Source organism: Methanohalophilus profundi, assembly GCF_004137855.1.
GTDB lineage: Archaea > Halobacteriota > Methanosarcinia > Methanosarcinales > Methanosarcinaceae > Methanohalophilus > Methanohalophilus profundi.
In genome coordinates this window covers 295,006-313,985 of sequence record NZ_QBKB01000002.1, presented here as the reverse complement: position 1 = coordinate 313,985, position 18,980 = coordinate 295,006, and the positions used below count along the sequence as shown (strand labels likewise).

At 44.0% G+C, this 18,980-nt stretch carries 16 protein-coding genes and 1 pseudogene; 9 read left to right on the top strand and 8 right to left on the bottom strand.

The features are described 5' to 3' along the window. Window positions 1–10 precede the first annotated feature (10 nt). The 3 genes from C9889_RS10985 (at window position 11) to C9889_RS01610 (ending at window position 2,669) form a co-directional block, all read left to right on the top strand. Window positions 11–1,315 (top strand): vWA domain-containing protein, encoded by a 1,305-nt coding sequence (locus C9889_RS10985; RefSeq protein ID WP_318531475.1) that lies wholly within the window; start codon window positions 11–13, stop codon window positions 1,313–1,315. Window positions 1,316–1,391: 76 nt separating this feature from the next. Beyond that, window positions 1,392–1,673, top strand: a complete 282-nt coding sequence (locus tag C9889_RS10980; protein ID WP_318531474.1) for a hypothetical protein — start codon at window positions 1,392–1,394, stop codon at window positions 1,671–1,673. A 672-nt stretch (window positions 1,674–2,345) separates the two neighbouring features. Continuing rightward, complete coding sequence (locus tag C9889_RS01610) at window positions 2,346–2,669, top strand: DMT family transporter (RefSeq protein ID WP_129596678.1); 324 nt, start codon at window positions 2,346–2,348, stop codon at window positions 2,667–2,669. 14 nt (window positions 2,670–2,683) lie between these two features. Here the strand turns inward: C9889_RS01610 and C9889_RS01605 are convergent, their stop codons facing one another. The 7 genes and pseudogenes from C9889_RS01605 to hdrA2 form a co-directional block, all read right to left on the bottom strand. After that, window positions 2,684–3,868 (bottom strand): argininosuccinate synthase, encoded by a 1,185-nt coding sequence (locus C9889_RS01605; RefSeq protein WP_129596676.1) that lies wholly within the window; start codon window positions 3,866–3,868, stop codon window positions 2,684–2,686. A 51-nt stretch (window positions 3,869–3,919) separates the two neighbouring features. Further along, window positions 3,920–7,156: a carbamoyl-phosphate synthase large subunit gene (gene carB, locus C9889_RS01600; RefSeq protein ID WP_129599361.1), complete on the bottom strand. Its 3,237-nt coding sequence runs from the start codon at window positions 7,154–7,156 to the stop codon at window positions 3,920–3,922. After that, window positions 7,156–8,253 (bottom strand): glutamine-hydrolyzing carbamoyl-phosphate synthase small subunit, encoded by a 1,098-nt coding sequence (gene carA / locus C9889_RS01595; protein WP_129596674.1) that lies wholly within the window; start codon window positions 8,251–8,253, stop codon window positions 7,156–7,158. The genes carB and carA overlap by 1 nt, the downstream gene beginning before the upstream one ends. 94 nt (window positions 8,254–8,347) lie before the next feature. Further along, on the bottom strand, window positions 8,348–9,445 hold the full coding sequence (locus C9889_RS01590) for a TolB family protein (protein ID WP_129596672.1): 1,098 nt from the start codon (window positions 9,443–9,445) through the stop codon (window positions 8,348–8,350). Window positions 9,446–9,453: 8 nt separating this feature from the next. Beyond that, window positions 9,454–11,355 (bottom strand): Glu-tRNA(Gln) amidotransferase subunit GatE, encoded by a 1,902-nt coding sequence (gene gatE, locus C9889_RS01585; protein ID WP_129596670.1) that lies wholly within the window; start codon window positions 11,353–11,355, stop codon window positions 9,454–9,456. A gap of 51 nt (window positions 11,356–11,406) precedes the next feature. After that, complete coding sequence (locus C9889_RS01580; protein ID WP_129596668.1) at window positions 11,407–12,723, bottom strand: 4Fe-4S binding protein; 1,317 nt, start codon at window positions 12,721–12,723, stop codon at window positions 11,407–11,409. Then, window positions 12,720–15,073 (bottom strand): annotated as a pseudogene (hdrA2, locus tag C9889_RS01575) (CoB-CoM heterodisulfide reductase HdrA2). The gene C9889_RS01580 and the pseudogene hdrA2 overlap by 4 nt, the downstream one beginning before the upstream one ends. Before the next feature lie 145 nt (window positions 15,074–15,218). Between hdrA2 and trxA the strand changes: the two are divergent. The 6 genes from trxA to C9889_RS01550 are packed head-to-tail and all read left to right on the top strand — an operon-like array spanning window position 15,219 to window position 18,127. Continuing rightward, entirely contained in the window at window positions 15,219–15,644 is a 426-nt protein-coding gene (trxA, locus tag C9889_RS01570) for a thioredoxin (protein WP_129596666.1), read from the top strand. Window positions 15,645–15,660: 16 nt separating this feature from the next. Next, window positions 15,661–15,981 carry a ferredoxin-thioredoxin reductase catalytic domain-containing protein gene (locus C9889_RS01565; RefSeq protein WP_129596664.1) on the top strand — a complete coding sequence of 107 codons (321 nt, stop codon included), beginning with the start codon at window positions 15,661–15,663 and terminating at the stop codon, window positions 15,979–15,981. Between the two features lie 32 nt (window positions 15,982–16,013). Next, window positions 16,014–16,475, top strand: a complete 462-nt coding sequence (locus tag C9889_RS01560) for a (Fe-S)-binding protein (protein ID WP_129596663.1) — start codon at window positions 16,014–16,016, stop codon at window positions 16,473–16,475. Between the two features lie 16 nt (window positions 16,476–16,491). Further along, window positions 16,492–16,881: a molybdopterin-binding domain-containing protein gene (locus tag C9889_RS10975; RefSeq protein ID WP_318531473.1), complete on the top strand. Its 390-nt coding sequence runs from the start codon at window positions 16,492–16,494 to the stop codon at window positions 16,879–16,881. Further along, complete coding sequence (locus tag C9889_RS01555) at window positions 16,782–17,732, top strand: formylmethanofuran dehydrogenase subunit B (protein WP_318531581.1); 951 nt, start codon at window positions 16,782–16,784, stop codon at window positions 17,730–17,732. Before C9889_RS10975 ends, C9889_RS01555 begins: the two co-directional genes overlap by 100 nt. Next, complete coding sequence (locus C9889_RS01550; protein ID WP_318531472.1) at window positions 17,729–18,127, top strand: molybdopterin dinucleotide binding domain-containing protein; 399 nt, start codon at window positions 17,729–17,731, stop codon at window positions 18,125–18,127. The genes C9889_RS01555 and C9889_RS01550 overlap by 4 nt, the downstream gene beginning before the upstream one ends. 1 nt (window position 18,128) lies before the next feature. On the opposite strand, the gene C9889_RS01545 is transcribed toward C9889_RS01550, so the two are convergent. Beyond that, window positions 18,129–18,977: a methanogenesis marker 8 protein gene (locus tag C9889_RS01545; protein ID WP_129596661.1), complete on the bottom strand. Its 849-nt coding sequence runs from the start codon at window positions 18,975–18,977 to the stop codon at window positions 18,129–18,131. Window positions 18,978–18,980: the final 3 nt, after the last annotated feature.

Genomic DNA, 18,980 nt, shown 5'->3' with positions numbered 1-18,980 from the left:
ATCGGTCTATGTGGTACCGAAACCTAAAGTACAATATATAACTGATGAACCGGACTCTCCGCTATCCAATATCCTATACAACCTTTATGATACCTCTACCAATTCCAACATATCTGATCTGGATTCACAAAAAGCTGTGGTAATCGATAATATACCCGGCAACAGGATATCTGAATCAGATGTGGAAGTTCTGAAACAATATGTATCAAATGGAGGAGGAGTTGTGGTCACCGGAGGAGAGCGTTCTTACGAATATGGAGATTACCTGAATTCTTCAATTGAGGATATATTACCGGTAACTTCCACGCCGACACAATGGAAAGGAGGTAGGGATATTGTCCTTGTACTTGACATATCTCCTAGTACTGAAAAACACGGCACTCTTTCAGAAATACTGGGGAATGCGATATACCTGGTCCAGAAGGAGGAATTAAGAGGGGGCTATATGGGAGTTATCGCTTTTGGTAAGGAGGGACATGATGTTTCCGGTGGGTTGAAGTATCTTGGTACGGCAGGCAACCGGGAATTTCTGGAAGAAGAAATGCGCCAGTTGCGACCAAGTACCACAAGTGAAACATTGCTTCATGAAGGTCTTGAAGTTGCACAGGAATGGCTTAATACTGAAACCGGGACATTGGATCTGGTAATAATCTCTGACGGGGGTATAGAAGATTCTTATGAAGAAAGCCTTAACATAGCTAAAGACTTGAAAGAAGATAATGTGAACTTCTATTTTGTTCATATTCGGTCTTCAGCCCCCTCCCAGCAAGATGAGTCAGGTAATGTGTATGCTGAAAAACTTGTTGAAAACGTAGAAGGTACAACCAATAATTACTTCAAATTGGATGCCGGGCAACGGGCCAATATAATATCAGATGAAGCCACTGAACCACCATTAGATGAAAGTGAATCCACTGCATCTTACCAGCTTTTCGAATTCAACCCCTCACATTTCATAACCCAGAACTCAAATGTGAAAGCAAATATAACCGGCTACAATGATGTCACTCCAAAACCCGGAGCCAACAGGCTTGTTGTTGCCTCTAATGGGAAACCTGTTGTAACTACATGGAGATACGGACTTGGAAGAGTATCTTCGATCACCACAGATAATGGCAAGGATGGGGGCTGGAGTTCACAGATGTATTCCGGTAACAACTCACAGCTGATATCAGCAACCGTAAATTGGGCCATAGCCAACCCACAACCCGAAGAAGGCGCGATTGTGGAAGCACCGGACACATGGTTCGGCTACCTGCCACAATCACTCTTACAATGTATGATGAGAAGTTCCGGAACTTACATACAGGGGTGATGAACTGGAACTGGCTTTTGTAGGGAAAAACACCTATGAAGCCCAGATATTCCCGAAAACAATCGGGATGCATTATGTGAGTGGTTATCCAATTGCTGTGAATTATGCCATTGAGTACAGGGATGTTGGCCTCAATGAAGACTTGCCTTCCTTGATTACCGGAAATGGCGGTAAGGTCTACAGCCAAAAAGAAGCCAGAGCAAATCTCCTTGCAGATGCCCGGCAGAACTCTCTCCAGAGTCGCATGGAACCTGTCAGCTGGAAGATGTATTTCATTCTGGCTGCACTGTTGCTTTTCCTGGGAGAAGTGATGCTTCGTCGCAGTCTGGAGATAATCGAATCCAGGAAGCAAGAATGAGATAAATCATTAATACGGCTTTGATATTTTTTTAATTTATTAAAAAATCAGGGTCTTTATCCTATTTTAATCCGGTTGTGTTATATCTATCCATGACAATGTAAGAATTGTCCGGGATTTGTGCAGCATTGTTCCGGGCTGGATCAGCCGAGTTGGGGGACTACGGCTGATACATGGAGTGGGGGATTAAATGATAGCATGGTTGGGCATCCATGTTCTCAATCTACTTTTACCGTAAAGATGGTTTAGCTATTATTTCATTTATAAATTAACTTTTTTAAACCAACAACTATTTATATTATAAAACAGTAGTTGCATTTCATATTGTTTCCGAAGATATAATTATTTACAAATTATTTTTTCATATATATTTCCTTCATCTAATATAATATTCCTTTGTAATTTTCAATGGGACTATAATATTATATTGATATCTAAAAATCAAGAGAGGTTATGTTATATACAAAAACATCCTATTAGATTAGGTGGTGATTGGGAGAAATATTCTCTCGACATAACCTGACGGGGTGGGACCCGAGCGGGTATATATAATTGGTGGGGTACGTTATTGGAGGCATAGGAAAGAGTATCTATGCCTTCTCTATTACTTCTTCTACATTCTTATACACTTGATAATGAAGATATTTATACGATATAACTCAAAGTAGAATCATGAGTTATATCTATCTGATAGGAGCCATAATTTTTGAAGTGTTTGGTACCACCTGCATGAAATTATCTGATGGTTTTTCCAATATATTGCCCTCAATAGGGATATTCCTGTTTTACGGAATCAGCTTTGCCATGTTTACTATTGCCCTGAAAGGAATAGACGTAAGCATAGCTTATGCAATCTGGGCCGGAATGGGGACCGCAATGATCACGGCTATTGGAATCTTCTGGTTCAAAGAGCCTGCCACGGCAGTAAAAATGGTATCTATAGTGTTTGTAGTAATTGGAGTGGTAGGCCTCAATCTAAATTTGGGAGGACATTAAGCCCTCCACTAAAATTATTTATTGGCAACAAACCTGCGATACAGGCGTGCCTGGAAACCATGGTATTTGGAAAAACCTTCAGCGTCCTGCTGATCTATGACCTTGCTGTCAAAGGACACAAGATCCTCGGAATACAAACCATTGGGTGAAGTCCTGGCCATAATGTAAACATTGCCTTTGTACAACTTCACGGTAACAGTACCTGTAACACGCTGCTGTGTGGAATCTATGAAGGCATTCAGGTCTTCATACAGGGGTTCATCTACAAGGCCCAGGTAGGCAAGTTCCGACCATTCAGCATCCACCATAGCCTTGAACTTGAGTTCAGAGCGGGTAAGCACGAGTTTTTCCAGATCCCTATGTGCAGTCAATAAAACGGTAGCAGCAGGGTGTTCATAATTCTCCCTGGCTTTCAATCCCAACACACGATCCTCTATCATATCGGTCCTTCCGACACCATGGGATCCGGCGATCCTGTTCATCTCCTCGATAAGAGTTACACCTTCCATGGTTTTACCATCAAGGGAAACAGGAACACCTCTCTCAAAACCGATTTCTATGGTCTGTGCATCCGGTGCCTGGGCCGGGTCGACAGTCCAGTTGTAGATCTCTTCCGGCGGAATGTAACCCGGATCTTCCAGTTTGCCGCCCTCAATACTGCGACTCCATATATTCTCATCGATACTCCAGGGTTTGGAAGATGTCACAGAGACAGGAATACCATTTTGTTTTGCATACTCTATCTCCCATTCACGTGTCAGGTTCATGTCACGCATCGGGGCCACCACTTCCATATCGGTAAGTCTGAATACGGCCTCAAATCTCAGCTGGTCATTGCCTTTACCGGTACATCCATGGGCAAGCATTGAAGCCCCTTCCTTTTCTGCGATTTCCACGACCTTTTTAGCAATAAGGGGACGGGCAATGGATGTTCCCATTACATATCCTTCATAATCCCCGTTTGCCTTTATGAGAGGGAAAATATAATCATTTACAAATTCTTCCCTGACATCAAGGGTAAAATGCAGATCACTTATATTCTGGGCTTTTTCAGTAGCCTCTTCTACATCTTCTCGCGGCTGTCCTACATCCACTGCTACGGTTATTACTTCATCACAATCGTATTTTTCCTTAAGCAGGGGAACACATATTGAAGTGTCCAGACCACCTGAATAAGCCAGTACTGCCTTTTTGACCATTATTAATACCTCTATCTAAACAATAAAAAAGGAATGAAATCAGCCGTAAACTTAATTGTTCCGGCGGATCTCTTCATGATATTCGTTAATTGATTTAATCGTGCTGCTACCCTCAGCCATTGCTTTAATGGCTTCAACTGAAGCACGCGCAGCCTGTATAGTTGTAATGTATGGAACCTTGAAATCCACTGCTGCCCTGCGTATATGGTAACCATCTTTCCTGGATTGGCGGGATGTTGGGGTATTTATGATAAAGGCAACATCGCCTCGCCTGAGCATATCAATAACATTGGGACTGCCTTCATGCACTTTCATGACAGCCTCCATAATGATACCTTTATCGGAAAGATAACGTGCAGTACCTTTTGTACCCATGAGTTCAAGTCCCATTTCCTGCAACCTGCGGGCAATTTCTACAATCGCTTCCTTATCTCTTTCCCTGATTGACAGGAAAACTTTTCCATTCAGCGGAAGGAGGTTATCAGCACTTAGCTGGGCCTTGAAAAAAGCTCTCCCAAAGTCATAATCAATACCCATTACTTCACCGGTACTCTTCATTTCAGGGCCAAGCACCGGATCTGCACCGGGCAATTTGTCAAACGGAAGGAGGACTTCCTTGACAGAATAATGATTCAGGGAAGGTTCCCTGTCCTGCAGGTAACCAAGGTCCCTGAGGCTGTGGCCGATAATAACCTGTGCAGCAATCTTTGCCAGGGGAATCCCGGAAGCCTTTGCTACAAAGGGGATAGTACGGCTGGACCTTGGATTTGCTTCCAGTACATAAACCTCGCCATCCTTGGTTGCCATCTGGATGTTTATAAGGCCCTTTACCTCAAGCGCCATAGCAATCTTTCTGGTATAATCCCGAACCGTTTCAAGGATGTTCTCAGAAAGATCATAAGGAGGGATCACACAGGCAGAATCACCGGAATGTACTCCTGCTTCTTCGATGTGTTCCATGATAGCACCGATCAGGACATCCTTTCCGTCACTCACAGCGTCCACATCGATTTCAACCGCACCCTCAAGGAAATCATCAATAAGGATGGGATGTTCGGGTGATACCCTGACAGCTTCTTTCATGTACCGCTCCAGATCTGCGGAATCATAAACGATTTCCATTGCCCTTCCCCCAAGTACATAGGAGGGGCGGACGAGGACCGGATAACCAATATTATTTGCAACCTTAAGAGCTTCTTTTTCGGATATTGCATAACCTGCATCCGGCTGATTGATTTTCATTTTTGCAAGACGCTGATTGAATTTTTCCCTGTCTTCTGCCACATCCATATTTTCAGGGGAAGTTCCCATTATCTTCGTCTTCAGGTCTGTGCGCCTGGCAAGTTCCTTTTGCAGGGGGATTGCAAGGTTAACCGAAGTCTGACCACCAAATTGTACGAGTACACCGTCCGGATTTTCCCTTTCAATGACATTCATTACGTCTTCAAGTGTCAGGGGTTCGAAGAACAATTTATCCGAAGTGTCATAGTCAGTAGAAACCGTTTCAGGATTGTTATTGATGATATGGGCTTCTATATCTTCCTCACGTATGGCATGAACTGCATGCACAGTACAGTAATCAAACTCTATTCCCTGCCCGATACGTATGGGACCGGCACCCAGAATCAGGATCTTCTTTCTGTCTGTGGGCTTACATTCACACATCGTTTCATAACATGAATAATAATAAGGGGTCGCTGCAGCAAATTCTGCTGCACATGTATCCACCATCTTGTAAGTGGAAGTGATGGCCCCGTCCCTGCGTATATCATTTATTTCTTCCCTAGTCTTTGAACAACATTTGGCTATCCTGCTGTCAGTAAAGCCCATTCTTTTGGACTTACGAAGAAGATCAGTGTCTACTTCTCCATTCTGGACAAGGTGTTCTGTAAGCCGGGACTCCATATCTGCAATGTTGGCCATTTTTTGCAGGAAGAACTGGTTTATGCCCGTATATTCAGAGATTTGTTCAATGGAATAACCTTTCTTCAGGGCTTCATATATTACAAAAAGACGCTCGCTTGTAGGAGTTTTGAGTAATGTGACAATCTCCGGATCATCACGGCCTGTGACCTCAAAGTCCATATCGTTATCCAGAGAACGGATGGCCTTTAGCATGGACTCTTCAATCGTCCTTCCAATGGCCATGACCTCACCGGTACTCTTCATGGCCGTGGTAAGTGTCTTGTCTGCAGTTACGAACTTGTCAAAAGGCCACCTGGGTATCTTTGTAACCACATAGTCAATGGTTGGCTCGAAGGATGCAGGGGTTTTCTTTGTGACATCATTGAGGATTTCATCAAGTGCCATTCCCACAACAATCTTAGCGGTTACCCGGGCAATCGGATAACCGGTCGCCTTGGAGGCAAGAGCCGAGGAACGGGACACACGGGGATTGACCTCTACAACACGATATTCGCCGTCCTTTGTTGCAAACTGGATATTACATCCACCTTCAATACCCAATTCCCGGATTATCTTGATAGCTGCGGTCCTGAGCATCTGGTGCTCTTCATCGTTAAGTGTCTGGGAAGGGGTAACCACTATTGACTCGCCTGTATGGACACCCATGGGGTCAATGTTTTCCATATTACAGATAACAATGCAGGTATCATTGGAATCACGCATTACTTCATACTCAAATTCTTTCCAGCCCAGGACACTTTCCTCCACAAGTACCTGATTTATGCGGCTCAGCCGGATTCCCCTATCCACGATCTGCAATAATTCTTCCTTTGTATGGGCAATTCCCCCGCCTGCACCTCCCAGAGTATAGGCCGGGCGGACAATAATGGGAAGACCGAGTTCCTCTATCATTTCTTCTGCTTCCTGCAAAGAGGAAATGGCCCTGCTGCGGGGAACTTTTTCCCCGATATTTTCCATGGTCTGCTTGAAAAGTTCCCGATCCTCGGTATTTGTGATTGCATCAAGAGGTGTACCCAGCATCTCTACGCCGTATTTTTCAAGAATACCCAGCTCTGCAAGTTCACTTGTAACATTAAGACCCGTCTGTCCACCCAATCCGGCAATTATACCGTCGGGCCGTTCTTTTTCAATGATTTCACCGATTAGAGGGGCTTCCAGAGGTTCAATGTAAACAGAATCCGCCATCTCCGGATCTGTCATAATAGTTGCCGGATTGGAGTTTACAAGTACGACTTCAAATCCTTCTTCACGCAGGGAGCGGCAGGCCTGACTTCCCGAGAAATCAAATTCTGCAGCCTGTCCTATCATAATTGGACCGGAACCTATGAGCATAATCTTTTTTATGTCAGTCCTTATTGGCATCATTTATCGCCCCCTGCCATTTTGTAAATTTTGTCAAAGAATCGTTTTTCAGTATCCATTGGTCCCGGATGTGCATCCGGGTGGTATTGTACACTCAGGATATCAAGGTCCCGGTGTGCCACACCTTCGATCGTATTGTCATTGGTATTGAGCTCGGTAGTGTAGAGATCGGTTGCCTCAAGAGAACCATTATCAACAGCAAATCCATGGTTCTGGGAAGTAATATGCACAATCGAACTTGAAAGGTCCTTTACCGGCTGGTTGGCCCCGCGGTGTCCGAATTTAAGTTTATATGTATCCGCACCCATTGCCCTTGAAATAACCTGATGCCCCAAGCATATACCTGCAATGGGTAATTCCGATGCAAAGTAGTTGACAGCCTTTGTGGCATCCATAGCATTCTGTGGATCTCCCGGACCATTGGAAAGGAAAAGAAGATCAGGTTCATAATCACTTATTGCTGAAGCAGGTGTTGATGCAGGGACTACTGTTACATCCATGCCTCTTGCAAGCAGGCTATCCATAATATGGGCTTTCATACCCAGATCAATAAGTACAATATGTTTTTTATCAGCAGTATTAACCTTGCTTTTTACACTATATGCTTCATTACATGTAACTTTGGAAATTAAGTCAATATCAGATATTTTGGGTTGCTCCCTTGCAAGCTGCACGGCTGCCTCGCCGTCATCACTTCCATTAATAAGGGCAGCTCTCATTGTACCGTGCTCCCTGTTATTTAGGGTGAGCATCCGGGTGTCAACCCCGGCAATACCCGGTTTTCCCTCATCTTCCATGAGTTTGTAAATGGTGCGCTTTGAACTGTGATGAAAAGGGTCAGGACATGCTTGTCTGACTACAAGGCCCTCGGCCTTTACACCATCTGATTCAAAACATTCATCGCTGACACCATAATTACCAATAAGGGGATAAGTGAACATAAGGATCTGACCCTTATAGGAAGGATCACTTAGTGCCTCCTCATAACCGGTATATTGAGTAGTAAAAACGAGTTCTCCGCAAACTGTACCTTCGGCACCAAAACCGGTGCCTGTGACAATTGTCCCATCTTCCAAACCAATTACTGCACTCATCATCGGAACCTGCCTATACATGTAAAAAGTAGGCTATAAGTATTTCGATAGGAAAAAGAAAAGATTCATTCAAAGTGCAATTAGATATAAATATCAATTACATTTTCCTGAAAATTAATCTGGCCACCAGGAATAATATTATGCCAAGTACAAGCCCTCCGGCAAACAAAGCAAGATTATCATTCACCTTTCCCAACAATCCACCGGCGCCTTCATCCATGTTCTGATTGTTTTCGGAGGTTAATGCAACATCCTCATTCCCCGTTACGTCCACATTAGTGTCTTCTACATCAATACCGGAAACCTCATCTGTGCCTTCAGGGTTTTCCATTTCCAGCATCCAGAGATCAAAGGTTTCATTTGCTTTGGCTCCAAAGACTATTTTTTTACCGTAAGGGCTTACGGCAGGAGAAAATTCAACTTTCCTGTCATCGGTAAGTAATTGTCTCTCATCATCTTCAGTATCAATCAACCAGAGATTGGTTTCCCCTCCACGATCAGAAATAAACACTATCTTTTCACCTGATGGCAGGAAAAAAGGATCGACATCATTGGAAGTACCATGAGTAAGTTGCCAGGATGTATCAAATTCTACATCTGTCAACCATAAATTACCCTTAAAAGAGTAAATTATTTCGCTCCCATCAGGGGACCAGGAAGGCTTACCTTCATCTTCTGAAGTAAAAGTCAACTGCCTATGTGATTTGTTTTTTATATCCATTATCCAGACGTCATAATTACCCGCAATATTGGATCGATATGCCAGCATTGAACCATCCGGGCTGATTGAAGGTGAACGGCGGTCTGCACCATCTGTTAATTGTGTAATATTGGACCCGTCAACATCCATCTTAAAAAGATTGATATAGGTAGAAGAATACGGTTTTCGGGATTCGGATGCAAAGTAAATTTCCTTACCATCTGCAGAAAAACAGGGATCTCCGTCCCATTTCATTCCATCATAAATAATATGTGGATCACTACCATCTGCATCCATAATCCCGATTGCCTGATCATTCATGTAAGTAATCTGCTTTCCATCCGGACTCCATGCAGGATAATGATAGTCACTGCTAAAGTCATCAGTAAGAGGATATATATCCGCAACCTCTATTCCGGCAAATACCGGTGTTGCGGAACAAATGATAAGGACCAGGCAAAACAACGCCATAGGTCCCGTTTTCAGCATTTTCATCACTCTTATTAACTATTTATGTGATTTTCAATCTTTTGCTTCAGGATGTCACTTACGACCTTTCCATCGACTTTTCCACGGAACTGGCCCATGACAATCCCCATGAGGGGGCCAACAGCTCCCAATCCCTTTTCATTGACAAAATCAGCCCTTTCCCTGACAAGATTGGCTGCAAAGGATTCTATTTCAGAAGTATCTATACCTGAAAACCCAAGCTGCTCCAGGGCTTCATCTATACTTAAATCCGGTTTTTCAGCAAGCAGGCGTAGTAATTCATCAATACCTTCCTTGGCAATTTTGCCTTCTCCTATGGCATCAAACAAGGCAATAAAGTGATCATCCTGTAGTTTTTCGACATCAATCCCGTCTCTGCGAAGTTCAGGCAACCTGCCTGTAAAAGTACGTGCAACCAGGGTAGCACCTATTGAGTCATTTAACGCAAATCGATCCATGATGTTCTCAAAAAGGGGCAGGTACTTTGAGTAAACAATTTTTTCAGCAAGTTCATCGTTTAAGTTGTATTCTTCTGTGAACCGTTTGCTTTTATCAATAAGAAGTTCAGGGGTTTCAATTGATTCAAAGTAAGAAGGAGATATATCAATTACTGGAACATCCGTCTCCGGATACATACGTGAAGCACCAGGCAGTGGTCTCATGTAGGCAGTATTTCCATCAGGCAGAGCCCGTCTGGTTTCCTCGGGTACAAATTCCAGGGCTTCACGAGCCCTTATAAGTACGCTTTCCATCGCACCGTGTGCCTTTTTATAAGAATCAGCAACCAGTACAACTGCATCCTCATCAACAGCTCCTACGGCACTTTTTAGGGATTCCACCTCATCTGCAGTAATACCATATTTCGGAAGCTCATCAGTATGGAAGATTCCACCTACGCCGGAAGGTTTTGCCCTGTCTGAAAACTCCGTGCCAAGCCTTCTTCCCGGCTGCACTTCTTCTCCTATGATACCATCAAAGCCGATTAACCTGATTGCAAGGACTTTTCCTTTTTTAAGTGCACGTTTGATAACCTTGGATTCAGTATCCCTGGAAACATCAGTCACATCAAATATTTCATTATGTATGCCCGCACCCCTCTGTTGCAACATTTCACGGATACGTAACAGGTTAACCTGTCTTTCAACTTCAAGTTCTACAATGGTTTCGATCATATCTAGGGCCTGTACTCCCTTGACCTCTACCCTTGCACCTTCAGCAATCGAGATATTCACATCCTGACGGATTGTCCCCAATCCCCTTTTGACCTTCCCGGTAGAACGCAGCAACATACCTATTACCTGGGCTGTTTCCCTGGCATGAGCAGGGGTTATTATATCGGGAGCAGTCCCAATTTCCACAAGAGGAATACCCAACCTGTCAAGGGAATAAACAATGCTATCCTTTTTATCCTCAATCTTCTGGGCAGCTTCTTCTTCGATACACAATACATCAACACCCACCTCATCCAAACTTGTGGGTATCGTTCCATCATTTGCAAGAAAAGCAGTACGCTGAAAACCGGTTGTGTTGGAACCATCGACAACTATTTTACGCATTACATGAAGTTGCTCCACTGGTCGCATGTTCATCAGTTTTGCAACCACAAGGGCAATGTCCAGAGCCTCGGTATTCAATTTGCGGGGTGGTTCCTCATCATATTCTACAAGACAGGTAGTATCATAGCCTTTGTAAATATACTTACGGTTGACCTTTGTCTGTTCCACAGCAGCACGGTCTTTTTCACCCATTTCACTTTCAGTGGCCCTTAAATATCTGTAAAATTCCACATTGGACTCTTCAGTTTCACGCAATGTAGTCGGGCACCTGCAAAACAGTTTTTCTTTTGAATCAAGCTGCTGGTGGATCTCCAGTCCGCACTTTAGGCCAAGTTCCCTGTAATAATCATCATTGTTCATATGGATATCACCAAGATCTGCTAAACAAGAACATGTAAAGATATAAAATAGTTATTTTTCGATATCTGAAATTTGCTCTGTACCTTCTTTCCTTTTTTCCCATTTCCGCCTTAATTTCACATCTTTAAGAGCAGGGCGCAACCCTTCCATTTTCTCTTTTACTTTTTCCTGTAAACTTTCATCAATTTCCGGGAATTCGATATCAATGTGCTCCTTTGCCTTTTCTACAGGCATTTTCAGGACTCTTGAGGTATCCGGCCTTTTACGTTTGCCGCTTACCAGCGCATCAATAGCATCTTCCCATTGTTTTGACCAGGGGCTATCAGGTATTGGAGAATGGCGCACACTATCTCTTCTCACTTCCATGACATTATCAGGACAGGCTTTTTCGCAGGCACCACAGTAAGTACAAAGGTCATCCCTGGCAGCTATTTTCTGTCCGTTTTCGGGAATATACCAGAGATGGGAAGGGCAGACATTGAAGCAGGCATGACAACCGGTAGGGTCACATTTGTTTATGTTTGCATCGATAAGCTTTAACTCACCCTCAAAAGGCTTGGTAATATCCACTGCATCATAGGGACAAACAATATCGCACCAGCCACATACCGTGCATTTCTCCGGATCAATCCGGGCACTACCCTCTATTACGGGTGCTTCCCCGCGTCTTGTCCCTTTCACCTTGATAGCATCTTCCGGACAGAGATCTGCACACAAGACGCAGTAATCACACTGTTCCTCATCCACAAGTAGCTGTTCAAATGGCATAGGATCCAACGGACCCGGTTGCTTTTCAAGCAGCATGAAAGCATCACAAAAACGTGCACACAGCCCACAAAGTGTACACTTATTTTCATCAATAGTAATCTCACCCTCTTCACCTTCCTTAAATGGGGCAATTTCCTCCTTGGTCTGCATTTCAATTTCAAGATCAATTGCATCTACGGGGCAGGTTGCTTCACAAAGCAGACATGGAAGGCATTTTTCATTTATCGTTGCCTGTCCTTCCAAAACAGGGAACAGGGCATCTTCCGGAAAATCTCCTTCTGCAGACATCCGAAATGCATTTACCGGACAGAAATTAGCACACATGGAGCAGAATGTACATTTATCAAGATCCAGCATTACCGGAGGAGCATCCATTCCGGTGGCAATCTCATGTATAGGGCCGGCTTCAAGTGCCTCAGTGGGACATATCCTAACACACAAGCCGCAACCGATACAACGCTTGTAATCATAATCAAGTGTTCTGGTACCTTTATCAGTTTTTTGCCGATACAATATGTGACTGCCTTCCACATCCATTTCCTTTTCCACGGAAAGGGACTGCTCTACAGCACATTCTTCTGCTTTTTGATCCTCACTCATCTGTCAGCCTCCTCAAGTTCCGAACCTATCGGACCGATGGCTGTCAGGTAATCAACGAAATCTTCAATCGTATTGGCAAATTTTTCCCCTTCTGCAGCTGAGATCCATTCAACACGCAACCTGCCGGAATCAAAGCCTGCTTCCGTAAGAACCTCTCCCAGGTTTTCCATACGGGTTTGTGCATGATAGTTACCATGCACATAATGACATTCCCCCAGGCGGCAACCGGCAACAAGCACGCCATCTGCCCCCATTTCGAAGGCCTCCACCACAAAATCAGGATCTACACGGCCCGCACACATTACCTTTATAATTCTTACACTGGTGGGATACTGGATACGGGATGTTCCGGCAAGGTCTGCTGAAGCATAACTGCACCAGTGCACAGGAATGCAACAATCAGGGGGAACTCATCTTTTACTTCCAGGGCAGCCTTGATCTGTGCCCTTACCTGTTCATCGGTATGGTTATGCATTGAGATGGCATCCACAGGACAGGCTGCACTGCAGGTACCACAACCATGACAGGAAACCTCATCAATAAAGGCCTTTCCATTTTTAATTTTGATTGTACCGTAATCGCAAACATCAGTACAGACACCACATCCAATACAGGCATCATAATCCACATGGGCGCTTAAGGGGTCGGTGCGAAGCTCACCGGGCTGAAGCAGCCTCATGACCCGGGACGCAGCCGCACTACCCTGTGCAATGGAAACCTGGATTTCTTTGGGGCCAGAGGCACAGCCTGCAAGAAAAACACCATTGATATGTGAATCCACAGGTTTCATCTTGGGATGGGACACAGCAAAGAACCTGTCAGGTCGGTTTGCCATTTTCAACATGCTTCCAATTGGTTTTGCGGACGGATCAGCCTCCATCCCGGTGGACAATATGACAAGATCGTACTGTTTTTCTTCTATTCTGGATTCCAGGGTATTCTCATATCGCAGGGAAAGGGAACCATCATGCTCCTGCACAATCTCAGCTACTCGTCCTCGTACAAAATCCATCCCCATCGCCTGGGTTTTGATATAATATTCTTCGTACATCTCCCCCGAGGCACGTATGTCAATATAGTGAATCGTTATTCGGATATCGGGATAGCGTTCTTTTAGCAACTGGGCGTTTTTCATTGCTGACATGCAACAAACCCGGGAACAATAGGGATTTCCCACAGATTCGTCCCGCGAACCCACACATTGTATAAATGCCACTTCTTTTGCAACCTCACCTGTTGAAGGACAGGTAACCCTGCCCCTGGTGGGTCCGGAAGCATTCAGTAGCCGCTCAAGTTCCATATTTGTGATGACATCGGTATATATGCCATACCCATACTCCTCTTTCCTGGACGCATCAAACAAGCGATATCCTGTGGCGATAATTATTGCTCCTACATTCAGCTGGAATTGAGTGGTCTGCTGCTCAAATTCCACTGCATCTGCAGGACATGCCTGTGCACAGAGGCCACAGCCAACACAATAATCACTATCAATATGTGCAACTTGTGGAACAGCTTGCGGAATAGGGATATTGATTGCCCGGGTTTTACCAAGTCCACTATCAAACCGGGAAGGAATTTCCACAGGACATACCCTTGAACATTCATCCACACAACCCTTGCATTTTTCTTCGGATACATATCGGGGCTGAGTGGTACCGGTGATCTCAAAGTTACCGACCGAACCTTCAATTGCAGTAATTTCGGAAAGGGTGTGAAGTTCGATGTCAGGGTGGTTAACAACTTCAGTCATCTTTGGGGCAAGGACACAGATGGAACAGTCATTTGTAGGAAATACTTCATTTAAAAGAGCCATCTTTCCACCAATCGTGGGCTCTTTTTCAATCATATGGACTTTATAGCCCGTATCGGCAAGATCCAGGGCTGCTTCAATTCCTGCCACGCCCCCACCTATTACAAGTACCTCCTTACTAACAGGTGTACTCTGGATCTTAAGGGGCTTCAAAAACTTTAGTTTTGCCACACCCATCTTGATAAGATCAAAAGCTTTCTGGGTGGCCATCCTTGGATTATCCATATGCACCCAGGAACACTGTTCCCTGATGTTAACAATCTCAAGAAGGAATGGATTGATCCCTGATTTTTCCAGCACGTTGCGGAAAGTAGTTTCATGAAGTTTAGGAGTACAGGCTGCAACAAGCACACGTTCAACATTATGTTCTTCAATATCCTTTGCAATTTTATCCTGCCCGGAATCCGAACACATGAACTGGATATCGGATGCGACCACAACATCATCCAGAGATTCTACCTGTTTTAGAAGAGCTTCAATATCGACTACACCTGCAATATTGAGCCCGCAGTGACAAATGTATACTCCTATTCTCATAAAAGTGCCCCTTCGTGGCTCTCTGATTTCATTTTAGACATGATATACCTTTGGATATAAAAAACGGTCGTGTGAATTGTGTGAACACTGTGCACAAAAGAAATAATATAGAAGGAGAATATAACTAAATCATTGAAGGTGATTAATGATGGGACTGGGAAATTTTATCAAAGGACTTTTCGGCAAAGGCGAACCTGCAATGTCAACGTCAGAGCCTGTTACAGAGACCATAAATACAAATCTCTATAAAGTTAATTCCCTGGCTTTTGAACAGGAAGTTGTGAAAGCAGAAACTCCTGTAGTTGTCGATTGTTTTGCAAAATGGTGTGCACCCTGTAAGAAAATGGCCCCTATGTTTGAAGAGGTAGCTGCCGAATATGAGAACCAGGTCAAATTTGTAATAATTGACCTCGATAAATCAAAAGATATTGCCAAGCAATACCATGTAGTAGGGATTCCAACACTTTTGCTTTTTGACAAGGGGGAAGTAAAAGAAAAACTGGTAGGCAATACCACAAAAGATAAACTTAAAAAATCAATCGAAGAGGTATTCGAAATCAAATCTGAATGATTAAGGTGAAAAAACTATGGTCAGTCATGAAGACAAAGTAAAAACAAAAAACTGGGTTACTAAATATGCTCAAAAGAAAGGGTACAAACTAAACCCCGATCCTGAAATGCTGGATCTGGTAATTGAGGGGCTGGCGAACAACAAAATAAAGTATGGCAAAGGTTACTGTCCCTGCAGAATACCTTCCGGGGATGAGAAGGAAGACAGGAAAATAATCTGTCCCTGCGTCTACCATGAGGATGAAATTGCAGCTGATGGTTCATGCCACTGTGATTTGTTCTTCCAAAAAGAAGACAATGAGAAAAAAGATGAGCAACAAAATGATTCAGAAGACTAAGATTTCCTTTTGTCCGTCAGAGTGTTGAAACAATGGCCAATGCGATGGAGATATACCAGCTTCTTCCGAAGACCAACTGCAAGAAATGTGGCAAATCCTCATGTATGGCCTTTGCTGCAGCCTTGCTTTCCAGGGAGAAAAATCTTGACGAATGTACCCCGATGCTGGAAGAGGAAAAATACAGTGAAAATTACACAAAACTTAAAAGCCTGGTTTCACCTGCAGAGCAAGCATCAGAAACCGGTATGATTGTACATGAGGACAGATGCATAGGTTGTGGCAATTGTGTTGTCGCCTGTCCCGTAAATGTTGCAGAAGACCCTAAAGGTGCAGGTAGTGGAAACGCGCCTACTAATGAAAGGGTAATCCTGAGAGTTGGAGATGGTGTAGTACGCCTGTCCAATGTGGAAGATTGCCGCAGATTCGGAGAGAACAAAATACTTTGCAGTGCTTGCATAGTAACCTGCCCCACAAAAGCAATTGAATTTGTCTGATTTTAGGAGGGAGCCTTTGGAAAGAGAATACCATGTTTGTACAGGATGCGCCCTTTTGTGTGACGATATCGAACTGAGGGAAGTAGAAAACAAGACCATTATAGATAGTGCCTGTCGCAAAGGGGTTGCTTGGATGAAAAATTGCCAGCATCCTTTAGAGTGTACTGTGGATGCAAAAGATACCACAACCCAGGATGCAATTGAAAAGGCAGCTGAAATTCTGAAAAATGCCAAAAATCCCCTCATATTTGGTATGGGAAATTCAAGTCTTAAAGCCCAGGAAAAAGCCATTGAACTGGCAAAAAAATCAATGCATGCATTGATGATACCTCATCGTTCTGCCAGGGTCCTTTTGTTGAAGCAATTCTCAATGATACAATCAAAAGTTGTACACTGGATGAGGTAAGGGACAAGGCTGATGTAATTGTATTCTGGGGATGTGATCCTTCAAATTCCCATCCGAGACATCTTTCTAAATACTCTTATTTCCCCCGGGGAAAAATGCGCCAGAGAGGTTGGGAAGAAGACAGGACGGCAATAGCAATTGATGTACGCAAATCGGATACAGCAATAATCTGTGAAGATAATTTTTACCAGATTCCTCCAAAAGCAGACGCAGAATTTGCCCGGGCCCTGACAGAAGCCCTATCCGGAAAGGTGCCAAAGGCAACCTTTGGTATGAAACCAAAAGAAATTCTTGAACTTGCAAACGTACTGAAAAAGGCAGAATTTGGTGTGATATTTGCAGGATTGGGGCTGGTCTATTCAATGCCCGACATATCACCCATGAAAAACCTTCTGGAAGCCATGAACAAGAAGACGGACTTCCATCTGATGCCCATGGTCGGACAGTATAACATGCGTGGCTTCAACCACACTCTGTTTGACAAAACCGGCTATATTAACAGGGTAAGTTTTGAAGGGGAAAACACATATCACGGGCCTCAATGTTCAGTCGTGGAAGTATTGAAAGAGAAAAGGGCAGACGCTGCGCTTATCATCGGTTCAGACCCCCTTTCAAGCCTGCCCGGAAGGATAGCTGCAAATCTCAAAGAAATTCCGACCATTGTAATTGACCCCTGCAAAACCTTTACTTCCCAGATTGCAAATGTGACAATCCCGGCAGCTGTTACTGGTGTGGAATGCAAAGGGGAAGCAATCCGGATGGATGGGGTCAAAGTCGAACTAACACAAATGAGAAAATCGGATAAAATGGCCGATGCAGATATCATTGAAAAAATAATGGAGGCCATATGATGGGTTTTGATCAGTTCCTTTCATCTCCTGAAATGGAAATCCTCATTATCACCCACCGTGATATCTTCCAGAGTGCAGCAAGTAGTCATTCCCGTTTCTCAGATGATTATGCAAACCTCACAGCAATAATACGACTTGATAAACAGGACATGAAAAAAGCTGGACTGAAGGAAGGAAATCTTGTAGCGGTTGAAAACAGTGCAGGGAAAGTAGTTGTAAAAGCCCTCCAATCTACCTATGAAGAACCACATCCGGGCACCGCTTATATGCTAAATGGACCCTGGGTAAATGCACTTGTATCTGCTGAAACAAGCGGCACAGGAGTACCTGCATTCAAGTATATAGAAGCAAAAATGACAAAATCAAAGGAAAGTTCAATTACTTCCTTTGAATAATTCAGACAAGTTCCCGGGGCTGTTTATGTTCAGGTAACACCGGCAGGGGCATTGTATTTATTAGGACAGGGGATTCCACTTCCTTTGCCCTTTCGAGCAGCATTTCCTTACCCTTTTGTGTTAATGCAAAAAGTGGTACTGCCGTACCTACCTGTGCAAGGGGTTTTATTAATTCCCGTATCTGGCGGGAAGCACACCCTGTAGTAATGTCCACATGCTGGAAAAGTTCCATTGCTTCCTCCTTTCCCAGACCTGTGGTATGTGCCGCAACGATTAGCAGGTCCAATTCTTCGTCAGCTTCAATTTGTCTCAGGCGTGCTGCATTTTCGGAATGGACCACAGTGACTGCAATTCTCCTGTATCCCAGTTTAGCTGCTTTGATTACACCGCCTTCGGGGTTTATTTCAGCAGTTGATGGATCCAGTACAATTCCACCCTTTTCTGCTATACCATTAATTACAGCATCTATGGGTTCTGTTTCAATCAGTCCTGAGATACGGGCACCCATTCCCTGTACAAGTTTAGGGTTGTTTGTGATCACAGTACCCGCTCCATCGCACACGGTGACGGTAGTATCAAGCATATCCCGATTCAGACCGGTCATCATGACTTCAGAAGCACCGAAGCCTACGAAAACATCCTGCTCCAGTTTCCTTTCGGGTGTGAAAAGACCAAAATCCTTTATCCGAAATTCCATATTTTCCCGCGCAGCTTCTGGAGTAATTTCCTTAATTCCACGCACCTTATCAAAAATGGGACACCATTTCACGGTAGGCTCCCCAACCTCGATGACTTTGCCATCTCTTACAACAATCCGGGTCTTTCCCAACAATTCCATTACATGTGGCATATA

Coding starts and splice junctions, on each gene's coding strand:
- gatE (WP_129596670.1), bottom strand. CDS start 11,355: ATGAACAATGATGATTATTACAGGGAACTTGGCCTAAAGTGCGGACTG.
- C9889_RS01590 (WP_129596672.1), bottom strand. CDS start 9,445: ATGAAAATGCTGAAAACGGGACCTATGGCGTTGTTTTGCCTGGTCCTT.
- C9889_RS01565 (WP_129596664.1), top strand. CDS start 15,661: ATGGTCAGTCATGAAGACAAAGTAAAAACAAAAAACTGGGTTACTAAA.
- C9889_RS01580 (WP_129596668.1), bottom strand. CDS start 12,723: ATGAGTGAGGATCAAAAAGCAGAAGAATGTGCTGTAGAGCAGTCCCTT.
- carA (WP_129596674.1), bottom strand. CDS start 8,253: ATGATGAGTGCAGTAATTGGTTTGGAAGATGGGACAATTGTCACAGGC.
- C9889_RS01610 (WP_129596678.1), top strand. CDS start 2,346: ATGAGTTATATCTATCTGATAGGAGCCATAATTTTTGAAGTGTTTGGT.
- C9889_RS01545 (WP_129596661.1), bottom strand. CDS start 18,977: ATGCCACATGTAATGGAATTGTTGGGAAAGACCCGGATTGTTGTAAGA.
- C9889_RS01605 (WP_129596676.1), bottom strand. CDS start 3,868: ATGGTCAAAAAGGCAGTACTGGCTTATTCAGGTGGTCTGGACACTTCA.
- C9889_RS01560 (WP_129596663.1), top strand. CDS start 16,014: ATGGCCAATGCGATGGAGATATACCAGCTTCTTCCGAAGACCAACTGC.
- C9889_RS01550 (WP_318531472.1), top strand. CDS start 17,729: ATGATGGGTTTTGATCAGTTCCTTTCATCTCCTGAAATGGAAATCCTC.
- carB (WP_129599361.1), bottom strand. CDS start 7,156: ATGCCAATAAGGACTGACATAAAAAAGATTATGCTCATAGGTTCCGGT.
- trxA (WP_129596666.1), top strand. CDS start 15,219: ATGATGGGACTGGGAAATTTTATCAAAGGACTTTTCGGCAAAGGCGAA.